This window comes from Synechococcus sp. R55.4, from assembly GCF_047461935.1.
Taxonomy (GTDB): domain Bacteria; phylum Cyanobacteriota; class Cyanobacteriia; order Thermostichales; family Thermostichaceae; genus Thermostichus.
Genome location: NZ_JANSIF010000002.1, coordinates 93,903 through 108,082, shown reverse-complemented (window position 1 = coordinate 108,082; position 14,180 = coordinate 93,903). Strand labels below are relative to the sequence as shown.

The following is a 14,180-nucleotide window of genomic DNA, read 5'->3' as shown; positions in this document are numbered from 1 at the left end:
CGGGGGGTATTCCTCAGGGCTTTGCGGGATACCGCCTTCCTGCTCAGAGATAGGCAGGATGCGATCGCTTCTTTCCTGAACCATGTTCAGGAGAGTTCAGCGTGAATGTATCAGAAACCGCTACAATCCAAATCTCAACGAGGCTAAAAGCAACCATGGCACAAGCACTGGAACTCAATACCGAGAACGTCGAGAAAGTCCTGAACGAGCTGCGTCCTTACTTGATGGCCGATGGGGGCAATGTGGAATTGGTGGAAATCGATGGCCCGGTGGTCAAGCTGCGCTTGCAGGGGGCCTGTGGAGCCTGCCCCAGCTCGACCATGACTCTAAAGATGGGCATTGAGCGCAAGTTGCGGGAGAGCATTCCCGATATTTTGGAGGTGGAGCAGGTATTCTGAGGGGCCCTGTAAGTTTTTGTGAGATTCCTTTAGGGTTCTTTATCATGTGTTGGATTATGTGCCTTGATAAATAGCCTCGGGTGGCTCTCTGCTCCCCACTTCTTTCTTCTGTGCCTTCTTCAGAGCTAGCGCATGTCTGTTCTCCTCTCCATCGCCATTCTCGCCCTGCTGATCCTGGTGCATGAGGCAGGGCACTTTGCGGCAGCCAAACTCCAAGGGATCCACGTCAACCGCTTCTCGCTGGGGTTTGGCCCGGTGTTGTGGCGATACCAGGGCAAGGAGACAGAGTACGCCATTCGCGCCCTGCCGCTGGGGGGCTACGTGGGCTTTCCTGACGAGGATGAACATTCTCCCTACCCGCCCGACGACCCGGATCTGCTGAAAAACCGCCCCGTGCTGGATCGCCTGGTGGTGATGAGTGCGGGGGTGATGGCCAACCTGCTCTTCGCCTATCTGGTGCTGGTGTTGATGTTCGCCTCGGTGGGGATCCCCTCGGTAACGCGCCTCCATCCCGGCATTCTCATCCCTCAGGTGATGCCCGATAGCCCGGCGGAGCGGGCCGGCCTGAAGGCAGGGGATGTGGTGTTGCAGGCAGCCGATCGCGATTACAGGGGGATTGCCGACGAGACGGCGGCCTTGGCAGCTCTGAACGATTTTCAGGTGCTGATCCGCAGCAGCGAGAACCGGCCCATTCCCCTGGAGGTGCAGCGTGGGGAAGGGGATCCCCTGCAATTGACGGTGATCCCAGAGGTGCGGGGAGAGACGGTGGCCATTGGAGTGACCTTGGCCCCCAATCAAGAGGTGACCTTGCGCCCCGCCCAGAGCGTGGCTGAGATCCTCACGGAGGCGGGAAATGCCTACCAGCGGGTGGTGATGCTCAATCTGAACGGCTTGCGGCAGTTGCTGCAGAATTTCCAAAGTACGGCTGCTCAGGTCTCCGGCCCGGTGGGGATTGTCAAGATCGGGGCCGACCTGGCCCGCGATGACGCCGCCAGCCTGTTTAATTTCACCGCTTTGATTAGCATTAACCTGGCCTTTCTCAACCTGTTGCCCCTGCCCGCCTTGGACGGGGGACACATTGCCTTTTTGATCCTGGAGGCGATTCGCGGCAAACGGCTGCCCAAGCATCTGGAGGAGCGGGTGATGCAGACGGGCTTGGTGTTGTTGCTGGGATTGGGGGTGGTGCTGCTCTTCAAAGACACCCTCGCCATTGTCACCGGGTCGGGCTAGGGGAAGATGGCCAGCAAACGGGCCTTGCGCCAGCGAGCTTTGGAGATCCTGCTCCGGCTGAAGCGCCACTACCCCAACTCCACCTGTGCCCTCCACTACCAGACGCCGCTGCAGCTCTTGGTGGCAACCATCCTCTCCGCTCAGTGTACGGATGAGCGGGTGAATCAGGTAACGCCAGAGCTGTTTCGTCGCTTCCCGGATGCCCAGGCCCTGGCGACAGCGCCGCGAGAGGAGATCGAGGCTCTCATCCATTCCACCGGCTTCTATCGCAACAAGGCCAAGCACATTCAGGAAGCCTGCCGCAGGATCTTAAGCCATTTCGGTGGCCAAGTGCCCCGCACCATGCCGGAGCTGCTCACCCTACCCGGCGTAGCCCGCAAGACGGCCAATGTGGTGTTGGCCCATGCTTTTGGCATCCATGCCGGGGTTACCGTCGATACCCATGTCAAGCGCCTCAGCCGCCGCCTCGGCCTCACCGAGCACGAGGATCCCGTGCGCATCGAAAAGGATCTGATGCAGTTGTTGCCGCAGGCGGATTGGGAGAACTGGTCTATCCGTCTGATCGACCACGGGCGGGCCATCTGCACTGCCCGCAGGCCTCTGTGCCAGCAATGTTTTTTGGCGGATCTCTGCCCCAGCGCTCCTCTTCTGGGATCGGCGGCACCGGATGAGAAAATGGATAAAAAAGCTACCAAAGCCTCGCCAACCTGAGAGGATGGTTTCTGGGCGCCCTGTATGGCTGAGCCGGCAGGGATCCCTCCCTTGCAGCACTTGTTTTGGCCGCCCCTCGCCCTAGAATAAGCTCCATGCAGGATAAACCCATGCCAGTCGCGCCCCCCGTTCTGGTCATTGCCGGCCTGACGGGATCCGGGAAAACTTTGGCCATCCAGCAGTTGGAACAACTGGGGTACACCGGCCTAGAAGGGATCCCGCCTGCCCAGGTGATCCCCTTGGTTGAGGCGATGCGGACCCATCACGCTGCTTTGGCCATCAGCTTGAATCTCCACGCCCAGGAGTACCGGGATCAAGTTCCCACCCTGGCTGCTTGGGTGCAATCGCAAGGGATCCCTTTCCTATTCTTGGAGGCCCGCTCCCCAGTGTTGCTCAACCGTCTCAGCGCCCACCGCCGTCCCCATCCCTACGGGGAAGCTGCCGGTTTGTGGGAGGCCATTGAGCAAGAGCGGCTGGCTCTGGCCCCGGTGCGGGAACGCTGCACCCACTGGTTGGATACCTCCGACCTCAATGCCCAGCAACTGCGGCAGCAATTGCAAGCTTTGGTGCAAGGGATCCCCCAGCCCCTCAACCTAAGGTTGGTCAGCTTCGGTTTCAAGTACGGCGTTCCCCCCGATGCCAACTTGCTATTTGATGTGCGCTTTTTGCCCAACCCCTTCTTTCAGCCCCATCTGCGTCGCCTTACCGGGCAGGATCCCCTGCTGCAGGAGTTCTTGTTTGCGGATCCCATCACACAATCCACCTACCAGCACATCTTGTCCCTGATCAAAGCGTTTTGGCCCCACTACCGCGCAGAGCGTCGCCCCCACCTGACTTTGGCTATCGGCTGTACCGGCGGTCAGCACCGCTCGGTGGCCCTGGTGGAGCGCCTGGCCCAGGATTTGCAGCCTTGGACTGTCCCTGCCGGCAACCACGTTCTTCCCGACCTGAATGTTCAGGTTCAGCATCGCCATCTGCTCGACTCTCAGCGGGAGCTGGAAGCCCGCTTTGGCCCGGCGCCCGGCGAAGCCGGCGTTGCCCAGCAACAGGTTAGGATCCCTTTGGCCGGCGTTCCTGCACCTTCCCATGCCTAAGCCTGTGCCCAGCAACAAGTCCGCCGCTTGGGGCATTCGCCGCCGCAAGGCTGCTTGGCCGGGAAGTGGCTGGAAATGGCTCTTTCCCGGTTTAGCCGTTAAACGCTGGCTGAGCCTGGCGGTTGGGGGCGTGCTGCTGATGGTGCTGGGCATTGCCATCTGGACGGAGTTGACCCCCATCTTTCGTCTGAAGCGGCTGATCGACATCACCCTGCGCCTGATCACCACTTGGATCCCGAACAACATCAGTGGCCCCCTGGTGACCGGGATCGGGCTGGTGATGGTGGTGCTGGGGTTTCGCAGCGCCATGCGCTCCATCGAGGATGTGCTGATCCCCGAGGGAGATGAGGCGCTGGTGGATAAGCTGTTGTCGCGGCGGCGTCTCAGCCGTGGTCCCCGCATTGTGGTACTGGGGGGCGGCACCGGCCTCTCCAACCTGCTGCGGGGTCTGAAGCGCTACAGCTCCAACATCACAGCCATTGTCACGGTGGCCGATGACGGGGGATCCTCAGGGCGTCTGCGGCGGGAGATCGGCGTTTTGCCCCCCGGCGATATCCGCAACTGCCTCACTGCTCTGGCCAACGAAGAAAAGCTGCTCACCGAGCTGTTTCAATATCGCTTCCAGTCGGGGGAAGGGTTGAGCGGCCACAGCTTCGGCAATTTGTTCATCACTGCCCTCACCGCGGTAACCGGCGGCGACTTGATTCGGGCCATCACTGCCACCTCGCAAGTCTTGGCCATTCAGGGGCGGGTGCTGCCGGCCACCCTGGCGGATGTTACCCTCTGGGCGGAGCTGAGCGATGGCCGCCGCGTGGTGGGAGAGTCCAACATTGCCAAAGCCGGAGGACGCATTTGCCGAATCGGCTGCGACCCTCCCAGCCCTCCGGCCTTGCCAGAGGTCATCGAGGCTATTGAGGCGGCAGAGTTTGTGGTGCTGGGGCCGGGTAGCCTCTACACCAGCATCATCCCTAACCTGTTGGTACCGGAAATTGTGGAAGCTCTGGCCAAAAATATGGCCCCCCACATCTACGTCTGCAACATCATGACCGAGCCGGGGGAGACGGACGGCTATACCGTTGGGGATCACGTCATGGCTTTGGATCGGGTGGCAGGAGTGCGCCTATTTGACGGCGTGCTGGTGCAGCGGGAGCCACCCTCCCCGCGCGCTTTGGAGCATTACCGCCGCAGCGGTTCTGAGTTTGTGGTGCTGGATCCCGACAAACTGGCTTACCTGGGCTGCCGTGCCGTTTTGGCTAACGTCATGCAAGAGGATCCAGAGACCGGCTTGGTGCGCCACAACCCCGAACGCTTGGCTGCAATGCTGATGCGCTGGTTCGACAGACATCGCCCCCTCTAGGTTCGCCCTGAATAGATCGCCCAAAATTCTCAGACAGACCCCTCAGCTCTCTTTGACCAAAACCTGCGGCTCAGCCCTGACACATCCGAAATAATGTGATTTCCCTGCCTGTACTCTATGGAAGCCTGCCGCTTGTCTGGGGCGATTTGTCGGGCTGAGTAGCGGCCAATTCCAACATGTGGTTTTGGCCGTCATAACCCCGCTGGTATTTCTATGGTTCCTGCCAGAAGGATGCGATTGGCCAGGCCCGTTGAACGTAGTGTATTTCTGGATGCGCATAGCGAATCGAGAGCCGACGAAAAACCGATGGACAAGCTTTTCCACCTGCATGAAGAGTCTTGGAGTGTAGAATCATCACATCTCCTGCCTCAAAGCTAGGGGCAAGGATGTTAGACCCGACTGCTTCCAGCTCATCAATATCAGGAACAGCCTTCAGGCTTGTCCCGTCCCCTGCTAAAGTCGCCTCTGCCGCAGAAAATTCCACCGGTGCGTAAAGAGGCCCCCGATGGGATCCCACCACGGCACGCAACCCATGGTCGCTGTCAACTGGATCTAGAGGGATCCAGAATGTTAGAAACCAAGGTTCGAGAGGATGGTAAGAGTGATCCTGATGCCAAGGGCTAGTAAATTGGCATCCTGGCTCAGAATAGAAAAATTGATCCTCCAATAAAATTACCTTATTCGTGTCCAATATGTGTGCGGCAAGTTGAGGCAGAACCCCCTCTGTAACCAGTTTTGCCAGGGTTTCATCTTCCTGCCAGCGGAACAAGTCACTTTGGGTAATGGGCTCTGTGGGCGGAGAAAGAGTGCGAAAGTGAGGGCTTGGCTTCGCCCGCAATCGTTCAATAATGTCTATCAAGGCCGCGCAGGTTTCTTTGTCAATCACATTGCGTAGAATGGCCACTCCCTCCTCTCGAATCCGAGAAGCTAACTGAGATGTAGAAATTGGCTCAGCTTCCAAGACTTTCATACCAGGCTTGAGTTTCAGCATTGCAATTTTCCGGCGACACTTACTACAGTCAATACAGACATATCTCTTGTTTTACAGGAGTCTTGCTTATCTATAGAAATCTCATGAAGTCGAAAAAGACGAATCAACTCACCTTAAATTTTTCCTCAACTTATTTTGCCCAAACTCCAAATTTTATTCAGACGATTGTAGAGTTAGTAAGCTATTCAGAGAAGAAGTTTAGTTTAAAGATTATAAAGATTCTGGTCGATCTAGCCTGAGAACTCCCAGTTGTTCATAAACTGACATGCCATCCCAAACTGACCAACATTCAGCAAAGCGACCATCTTCTAAGCGAAACAGATCTATACCCGTCATGGTAATTCGCTTCTGGGTGGCCGGAATGTTATCGTAGGTGCCGACGTGAAATCCGCTCGTTGTCCAATGCAACACGACCCAGTCTCTTTCACCAATCAGATGATTGATTTGGGTTTCCACTTGACTAAAAGCTCCAAAATATCGCTCTACATCAGCCCTCACCACCTCAACGCCATTGCCACTAAATCCAGTCATGTGTACCTTGGCTGTAGGTAGCCAGAATGCTTCCACAGCACTTAGATCTCCTTTGCCCCAGAGACGAGTGTGATAGTTGCGGACAATTTCGGCAGGGGTAAGACTTGTGGACACGACTGGGATCCTCCTCAGGAACAGTTAACTTTGTACACAGTTTTTCCCAACTTTAGGTGAAGTCTGCAGCCTTTTGCTGGGGTGAGGTCAAGTTGGCTGGGCGTTGTTCGGAAGCTCGTCGCACTCGCAAGGGAATTGGCTCGCGCATGAGTCGTTTCCATTCCTGCCAATAAGCGCGGATCGGAGCTTCGGTAGCGATGGATCCGACGATGTTGCCCCAGGGATCCAGTTGATCTCCGGCTTGGTGGCCCCGACTGATATCCAGCCATTCCTCCTCTGGGATCTCCAGCCCCTCTTGGATGCGCTCGAAAATGGCCAGATCGTCTGGGGTACCAAAGCTCACAAAATCTTCATCTACCCTCAGTCGCAATAGGTTGATCTCTTGGGGAACCCCTTCAGCTACAGCCAGGTAAAGGCTGATACGGGTGCGATCTACAGCCAGCGGCTCCACTACCATCAATTGGTTGCCTACCAAGATCAGATTGGGGAAGAGGCTGAGGTTAACCATATTGCCCGTGGCCAGATTGAGCAGCTCAGCATAAGCTTCTCCTCGAGCACACAGGGATCTCTCCAGGGCCTCGCGGGTAGGCAACTGACGCATGGTTGCCCATGGCCCATCGGGAAGGCCAGGACGTTGATCCACCACACAATGACCGTGTCCCAGGGTACGGCTAACCATAGGGGTCTTAGCAGGGTTACGGGCTAGTACCGTTTCTGTTTCGGCTTGATGGCCCAGAAGGTTGTAGGAACGATGGGCAAAAGTGGCATGGATACCATCGGCAGCATTATCCCAGAGCAGCTTCCAGTTGCCCTTAAATTCCAGATGAATGGGCGAGTCCAGCACGCGAATTTGGCCGCCGGGATGGCGATCCAAATGCTCATCTAGCCAAGGCCGGGCAGCTCCTAGCCATTCTGTCAGCGGCAACGGCTCTGCGGCCAAGGTGCCAAAGACAAACCCTCGATAAGATTCCACCTGTAATTGTCCGAGGTTGAAGGTCGGTTTATCAGGGTTGGCGTAGCTTTGAGCCACTGGCAAATTCTTGAGGCGACCATCCAATGCGAAACACCAGCCATGGTAAGGGCAACTCAAGTGCTTCGCGGATCCCTTATCCTGAGTGACCAGCAAAGTGCCCCGGTGAGTACAGCGGTTGAAGAGGCCATAGACTTGCCCATCCCGTTCCCGCGTCAGGAGAATGGGCCGGGTTCCCAAGCGACGACGAAGAAAGCATCCCGGCTGAGGGAACTCGCTCTCATGGGCAAGATAAACCCAAGTGACGCCAAAAACACGCTTCATCTCCAGAGCAAACACCTCAGGATCCGTGTATAGGGAGCGATGTACCTGTCCCAGTTGGATCAGAAAATCTAAGTCTAAAACAGCGTGTTGACTTTGAACCATGGGTCTCCAACTTTGGCTATCTATTTCTCTTGCCTTTACCCACCTCTTAGTTACCCAAATGCTCTCAAAACCGGCCACCGCAAAGAGCTTCTCGACTACAAAAGCCAGCCCAAATGAGGGGATCCCTGGGCCAATTCTGGTATGAGCATGATTTTGCGCAGGATCTGAAAACCCTCTGGCTGCTGACACAAAAGGTGAATCTGGTGAGCAGCTACTAGGTGAGCCCCTGAGCTTGACCCCTTAAAAACATGAAGAGTCAGAATACTGCTGCTCAGCACCTCCTCTGCCGGGCTTTTCCAGGCTTCCACGTTGGTGATGGCCCGCAGCACCTGCGGCAGAGGTTGGATCCCCCAGGCGTAAGGATCCTGCATACGCCCGACCCGCTCCTGTAGGCGTCGTCGATCGTCCAAAAACAAAGCTTGATCCTGAGCAGGATGGCTATTCTGCCGCAACGGGATCCAGTACCACCCCCTTGGAGCCCAGAGTTCCAGCCAGGACTCAAAACGCTTCCCATCCAACAACCGCGCCTCAAAAGATAAAAACCGTCTTGCGGCTGCTATCAAAACCTCATCAGTGGCCGGTGGAGCAGCTAGCACCCAATCTCGCACGGCTGCCAAATCGTCATAGAGTGCCTTAACCTGCTCAAGACCAGAGACGTGTTGGGCACTCATCACACCACCTGCTCAGGTGCCATCTGTAAAAGTACCAATCGCTCCACCGCCGCCACCAAGCCATACCCCACCACCGATGATAAGGTCAGCATCACCACTCCACTCCACAGCATGCTGTAGTTGCTGGTGGAGTAGGTGAGAGCCATCAAATTACCCACACCAGTACCTGTAGCCAGCCATTCGGCTACCGTTGCCGCCAAAACTGCTGTGGGCACCGCAATTCTGGCCGCAGCAAAAAAGGCCGGCAGCATTGCTGGGATCCTGGCCAGGAGCAAAACTCTCAGCCGGTGAGAGGCAAAACTGGCAAACACATCGAGCACCTGTCCCGGCACTTGCCGTAAACCTTGAGCACAGGCAATCAACGTCGGGAAGAAAGTCATCACTGCTACCAGTGTGATCAAGCTGAGCATTCCCCTCCCTAACAGGATGATGATCAGGGGAGCTGTGGCAATGATCGGCACCGAACGGAGAGCAATCATCACCGGCATTGCCGCACGCTGCACCAGTGGGAACAATTCAAACAGACAAGCCGTGAGCATACCCACCGCCAACCCAGCAAAATACCCAGGCACTGTCACCTGCAGAGTAGCCGCCATCGCCTGCAACAGTTGTTCTCGATGGGCTCTAGCCCCAGGGTGGGTGACCAAAAAAGTCCAGAGATCCCCCGGTCGCTTGGCGAAAAAGGGGTTTAGATGTAGCCAATCCATGCCCACCTGCCACAGCAACAGGATGAATAGCCCTGTCAGCAGCCCCATTCCCAGAGTCATCCAGCCATTGGTGTGGGCAGATTTGGGATCCGGTCGAGCTGTCAGCAGCGGGGGTGGAGCCCCCGGAGAGAGCCACCACCCGAAAGCCACGACCAGAAAATAAACCGCAATTGAGGCGGCTGTCGCCAGGCTGGCTACTGTCCATATGGCTACAACGTCTAAGGAGCGGATCCCTTGGATCACCAGTACCCCCATGCCTCGCTCAGCCCCCGTAAACTCTCCTACCATAGCCCCCAGCACTGCTGCTGGTGCCGCCACCTGCAAGCCTGCCACTAAATAGGGCACTGCAGCACGCAGTCGCACATAGCGCAACATGGCCAGTCGTCCTCGACCATAACTTGCTACCAGATCCCCCCAAGCAGCAGGAACGGCCCGCAATCCCACCACCAAAGGCACAAAGGTGGTGTAGTAGACCGCCAGCGCTGCCAGCGTGATCTGAGGGGCATCTGAGGTGCCAAACATCACCCGTAACACCGGGCCTGTCGCCACAATGGGTAGGCAAAACACCACCAAAGCTAGGTTTTGCACCAGCCGTTCACTCACAGGAAACAGAGCCACCAGCAACGCCAATAGGATGGCCACCCCATTGCCATAGACAAAACCTAGGGCTGCCTCGCGTAGGGTCACCAGTAGCGCCCGAGTGTACAACTCGGGGTGACTGGCCAAGCGTTCTGCAATCTGGCTGGGAGCTGCCAGAATATATCGATCCGAGAGCTGCTGCTGCACAAACAATTCCCAAATCGACAACAAACCCATGAAGACGAGCGGGCCGCTTATCCACCCAGGCAGACTTCTTGCTTGCCGAAGCCATAGGTTGTTCATGACCACCTCATCTCTGCATTCCCTGCTCCAAGCCCAGTGCCTCCAAGACTTGAACGACCAAGTGGTGAAACTCAGAAGAGCGCATCACCTGAGGCTGGCGGGGACGGGGGAGCTTCACTGGAATGTGAGCTACAATTCGACCTGGCCGCGCACTCATGACCACAATTTCATCAGCCAGCAGCACAGCCTCTTCAATGGAGTGAGTGACCAAAAGAATCGTTGCTCCTCGTTCTTCCCACAGTTGGGGCAACTCCAGATTGAGCCGACGGCGGGTTAACTCATCCACTGCTCCAAAAGGCTCATCCAATAGCAATAGCCGAGGCTGAGTGATCAGGCAGCGGGCAATAGCCGCCCGCTGCCGCATACCTCCCGAGAGTTCAGCAGGCTTAGCTCGTTCAAATCCTTCTAGACCTACCCGCGCCAGCAAATCCCGAATTGCAGCCCTATCCACAGGTTGACGGGCCAGCGTTTGAGCCAGAGCCACGTTTGAACTCACTGTCCGCCAAGGCAGCAGCGAGGGATCCTGAAAGGCTACCGCGATCTCGCCACGTTTTTGAGCCACCAGCGGGGGCTGACCATCAATTAACACCTCCCCACAGGAGAGCGTTTCCAAACCAGCAATAGCCCGCAGCAGGGTAGACTTGCCACAACCTGACGGCCCTACCAATGCCGTCAGGGATCCCGGTTCTAGCCGCAGATCGACATTCGCCAAGGCAGATACGCGGGTTGGGCCGCGGCCAAAAGTCTTAGCCGCGCCAAGGACTCGTACCTCTGGAGGTTGAGCCTCGAACCGGACAGGAGAGGTGACGGATCGATTGGCAGGCTTAAAGGGTAGATTTACCGGCATAGATTTCTTCTAAGATTGAGCGATCCCAGAGCGCCGGGCTGACCTCTTTCCCCAAAAGGCCGAGGGTTTCTACATTGGCGGCCACCGTTTCCTCCGTAAACCAGCCGAAGCCATTTTTGTCGGTCAAATCAGAGAACATCAGCTTCAGTTGTTCTCTCGCCTGCAGTTGTTGAGTCTTCAGATCAAGACCAGCATCGGGGAACATCTCTACAGTTAATCTCGCTGCTGCATCAGTATTAGCTTTGTAGTCTTGCCAGCCCTTGATCTCTCCCCGCAATAGCTTAATCACCTGATCCCGGCGAGTCTTTAGGCTTTCTGCCAGCACAATGTAGGTTTGGCTGTGGACGGTATAGCCGTAGTCAGCCATGAGCATGGTGACGTTATCGATCCCCTGCACAGTCATGGCTACGGGCAAATCCGTGAGCCAACACAGCAAGCAATCTACCTCGCCATTCACCAACGGAGCTGCATCGTACTGAGTAGGGATGATGGTAATTCGGTTGATGTCCACATTGTTAAGGGTGCAAAGAGCCTGCAACACAGGGGTATTGGCGGTGGCCATACCAATCCTCTTGCCCTCCAGATCCCTTGGCTCGTTTACCGGGTTGCGCGGCAACGAGGCTATGGCAAAGGGGTTCTTCTGCATTGCTACCGCAATGATCTTGAAAGGAGCTCCTTGGGAAACAGCGGCTGCGGTGTAGTCGGCTGCCGAGATACCCATCAGAGCACTGCCACTCACCACAGGTGGCTCAACAGGAGCGTTAGGGCCACCGGGCATCAAGGTTACCTCTAGCCCTTGTTCAGCCCAGTAACCTTTGCTCTGGGCAATGTAACTGCCCCCAAACTGAACTGAGTGGAGCCAAGAGAGTTGAAAACCTACCGGTATGGAAGTGCTGGTGGAAGCCCTGCTGTGGGGCGAGCGCAATAGAGAGAAGCCAGCAAGCAAGGCTCCACCAGCTCCAAGCGTCTGGATGGCTCTACGGCGAGAGAAAACACGAAATCTATCCATGATGAAGTCCATATCGCAAGTAGTGGATCAGGACACTGCTCATAACCTTGCAGCATGAGGAAAAGCCATACTGTATCTGGCGATACCCATATAAGTTGCTAAGCACAATTGATAAGTATAAAATCCATCAAATCCCCAGCCTTTGGTCTGCTGACATCCCATGGAAGATATCCAAAAGTCTAAACAGATGCATTCGCTGGGCGGATTGGGAACCCACACAGCTACAGACCTTACGTGAAGTCAGAAAAATCTGCTTGAGGACAGGGTAAGGATATCCTTGGCTGTTATTGCAGGCGGGAATAAGGACGGGGATAGGGTTTGCCCATCTGTCGAGCCAGGTACACTTGAAAGGTCTGCGCCACCGCCCCTGCCCGCACCAGGGGAACCTCGGCCACAGGCTCGATTTGGGCAAAGTAGTCGCCATAGGTGGCTGGGATCCCTGCCCTCGGCTGGAACAACTTGGAAGTGATGAGCAGCCCATCCTGCCCCAGCCAATCCTGCGGCTGCGACCAAAAGGCAAAGCCCCGCAAATCTGCATCCAGGCAGGTCAGAGGCTTGTCCGTCAGCGGAGCCAGGGCCATGGCGATCTGACCGCCCAAAAAATAGACATTGGTAAAAACGAACTCTGCCTCCTCAAGGGCCTGAGCCAGGCGGGGATCCGTCCGAAACCGCTGCCGCAACTGCTCAATTTCAATGAGCTGAGTAGAGGGATCCTGCTCCACGGGCCACAGGCCCAGCCCGCCAGGAGCCTGCAGCAGGCCATAGCGCACATGGGCCAGCCCCACCCCCACCACCAAACTCACCATCACTGCCGTCCCCACTAAGGTTCGCTTCGCTCCCGGCCACCGTTCCCAGAAGGATCCCAGCAGCAGCGTCAGCACCCAAAACCCCGGCATGGGCCAGGTGGGCAAGATGGGCCGGTAGCCTCCCATCAAGGTAAAGGCCAACACCAGCGGTAATCCACAGGCCAGGATCAAAAGGTGCTTGAGCTCTTCATCCGTCAGCCGCATCCCGCGGAGAATCTGCAGGGCCACCCGACCCGTCCCTGCCAAACTCGCCCACCCCAAAGGGATCCCCAAGCTGGGGAACAGGTAAAAGATTTCAGAAAGGATCGTCAGCCCCAGCGCTTGCAGTTGATACCCTGCCTCCGGCACCGCCCGCCCCGCCTGAAAGTGAAAGGAGACCCAATCCTGCTGGGCGTTCCAGATCAGCACCGGGCTGAAGGCCAGCACAAAACCCAGCACCGCCAGCACCGTCCAGCCCGACCTCAAGGCACAGCGATGAACTGGGCTGAGCAGACAAAAGAGTACCAGGCCGAACCCCAAAGCCAAGCCGTGGTACTTCCCCAAGCAGGCCAGCCCCACCAAGAGACCTATGAGCGCTAGCCTAGGCCCTGGCCGATAGCGAGCCGCCCCATAGACTCCCAATTTCCCCTGCCCCAAAGGAGCCGGAAAAAACTCCTGAGCGGCCACCCACAAGGTTGCTGCCGTAAAAAAGATCAGCGGGCTATCCGGCAAGGTCAGCACCCCAAACCCAATCCAAAGGATCGGCGCGATGCTGATGGCCGCCAAGCTGATCAGTCCTGCCTGATCAGAGAAAAGGCGTGCTCCGGTGTAGTAAAGGAGTAGGGAAGAGCCAGAATAGAGCAGCAGGGATCCCAGTCGAATAGAAAAAGCCGACACCTGACCGGTCAAGGCAGGCCCCAAGCCCGTTGTCCAGGCCACCAGCGGCGGATGGTCAAAATAGCTCCAATCCAGATGGCGGGTGTAGAGGTAGTAGTAGGCTTCGTCAAAGCCCGGCGGCAAAAGGGCAGCCACCAGGCCCCGCATGAACAAGCCCAACCCCAGGATTAGCCAAACCGCTCTAGGCAATGGAGGGGATCCCTATGGGCAGATGGACAGATCTAACTTACCTTGAATACCTCTCGGGGCTACGTCCCTCTAGCACTATGACTTTGTTTCCCGCAAAAAAATGACCGGACACCCCAAAAATTGACCCAGCTTCTCGGCCTCTGCCCGCGCCTCTGATTCACTGTCATCACAAAGCGCCAGGAAGAGGTTTTAAATCAAGCAAGTTAAAGGTTTGAGCTGTTGAATGTACGCAAGTGAGTTGGGTTTTTCATGTCCTCCCAGTTTCTTTTGAATGTGATTTAAAACTGTGGATCCAAGTGCGAAAAGTCTGAGGACTTGCCCGCACCTAATTCATGTTCTGAGGTATTATGTTATCTCCAATACCTCTAAAA

At 56.6% G+C, this 14,180-nt stretch carries 13 protein-coding genes; 5 read left to right on the top strand and 8 right to left on the bottom strand.

Annotation, left to right across the window (positions count from 1 at the left end; all coding sequences use genetic code 11):
- Nucleotides 1-155 precede the first annotated feature (155 nt).
- The 5 genes from NW842_RS01000 (at nucleotide 156) to NW842_RS00980 (ending at nucleotide 4,790) form a co-directional block, all read left to right on the top strand.
- Nucleotides 156-398, top strand: coding sequence for a NifU family protein (locus NW842_RS01000; RefSeq protein ID WP_011432622.1), 243 nt, complete (start codon nucleotides 156-158; stop codon nucleotides 396-398).
- Between the two features lie 132 nt (nucleotides 399-530).
- On the top strand, nucleotides 531-1,628 hold the full coding sequence (rseP, locus tag NW842_RS00995; RefSeq protein ID WP_414417296.1) for an RIP metalloprotease RseP: 1,098 nt from the start codon (nucleotides 531-533) through the stop codon (nucleotides 1,626-1,628).
- 6 nt (nucleotides 1,629-1,634) lie between these two features.
- Nucleotides 1,635-2,339, top strand: coding sequence for an endonuclease III (gene nth, locus NW842_RS00990; RefSeq protein ID WP_414417295.1), 705 nt, complete (start codon nucleotides 1,635-1,637; stop codon nucleotides 2,337-2,339).
- Nucleotides 2,340-2,449: 110 nt separating this feature from the next.
- A complete protein-coding gene (rapZ, locus tag NW842_RS00985; RefSeq protein WP_414417294.1) occupies nucleotides 2,450-3,433 on the top strand; it encodes an RNase adapter RapZ in 984 nt (327 codons plus the stop codon).
- Nucleotides 3,426-4,790, top strand: a complete 1,365-nt coding sequence (locus tag NW842_RS00980) for a gluconeogenesis factor YvcK family protein (RefSeq protein WP_414373544.1) — start codon at nucleotides 3,426-3,428, stop codon at nucleotides 4,788-4,790. Before rapZ ends, NW842_RS00980 begins: the two co-directional genes overlap by 8 nt.
- Nucleotides 4,791-5,001: 211 nt before the next feature.
- On the opposite strand, the gene NW842_RS00975 is transcribed toward NW842_RS00980, so the two are convergent.
- The 8 genes from NW842_RS00975 to NW842_RS00940 form a co-directional block, all read right to left on the bottom strand.
- Nucleotides 5,002-5,694 (bottom strand): phytanoyl-CoA dioxygenase family protein, encoded by a 693-nt coding sequence (locus tag NW842_RS00975; RefSeq protein ID WP_414417293.1) that lies wholly within the window; start codon nucleotides 5,692-5,694, stop codon nucleotides 5,002-5,004.
- A 297-nt stretch (nucleotides 5,695-5,991) separates the two neighbouring features.
- A complete protein-coding gene (locus NW842_RS00970) occupies nucleotides 5,992-6,426 on the bottom strand; it encodes an ester cyclase (RefSeq protein WP_414356606.1) in 435 nt (144 codons plus the stop codon).
- Between the two features lie 52 nt (nucleotides 6,427-6,478).
- Nucleotides 6,479-7,822, bottom strand: a complete 1,344-nt coding sequence (locus tag NW842_RS00965) for an aromatic ring-hydroxylating oxygenase subunit alpha (RefSeq protein ID WP_414356604.1) — start codon at nucleotides 7,820-7,822, stop codon at nucleotides 6,479-6,481.
- Nucleotides 7,823-7,917: 95 nt separating this feature from the next.
- Nucleotides 7,918-8,493 carry an aromatic-ring-hydroxylating dioxygenase subunit beta gene (locus NW842_RS00960; RefSeq protein ID WP_414356603.1) on the bottom strand — a complete coding sequence of 192 codons (576 nt, stop codon included), beginning with the start codon at nucleotides 8,491-8,493 and terminating at the stop codon, nucleotides 7,918-7,920.
- A complete protein-coding gene (locus NW842_RS00955) occupies nucleotides 8,493-10,016 on the bottom strand; it encodes an ABC transporter permease (RefSeq protein WP_414417292.1) in 1,524 nt (507 codons plus the stop codon). The genes NW842_RS00960 and NW842_RS00955 overlap by 1 nt, the downstream gene beginning before the upstream one ends.
- Nucleotides 10,017-10,089: 73 nt before the next feature.
- Nucleotides 10,090-10,929 (bottom strand): ABC transporter ATP-binding protein, encoded by an 840-nt coding sequence (locus tag NW842_RS00950; protein WP_414356600.1) that lies wholly within the window; start codon nucleotides 10,927-10,929, stop codon nucleotides 10,090-10,092.
- A complete protein-coding gene (locus NW842_RS00945; protein WP_414356599.1) occupies nucleotides 10,907-11,938 on the bottom strand; it encodes an ABC transporter substrate-binding protein in 1,032 nt (343 codons plus the stop codon). Before NW842_RS00945 ends, NW842_RS00950 begins: the two co-directional genes overlap by 23 nt.
- A 284-nt stretch (nucleotides 11,939-12,222) precedes the next feature.
- On the bottom strand, nucleotides 12,223-13,809 hold the full coding sequence (locus tag NW842_RS00940) for an ArnT family glycosyltransferase (protein ID WP_414356598.1): 1,587 nt from the start codon (nucleotides 13,807-13,809) through the stop codon (nucleotides 12,223-12,225).
- Nucleotides 13,810-14,180: the final 371 nt, after the last annotated feature.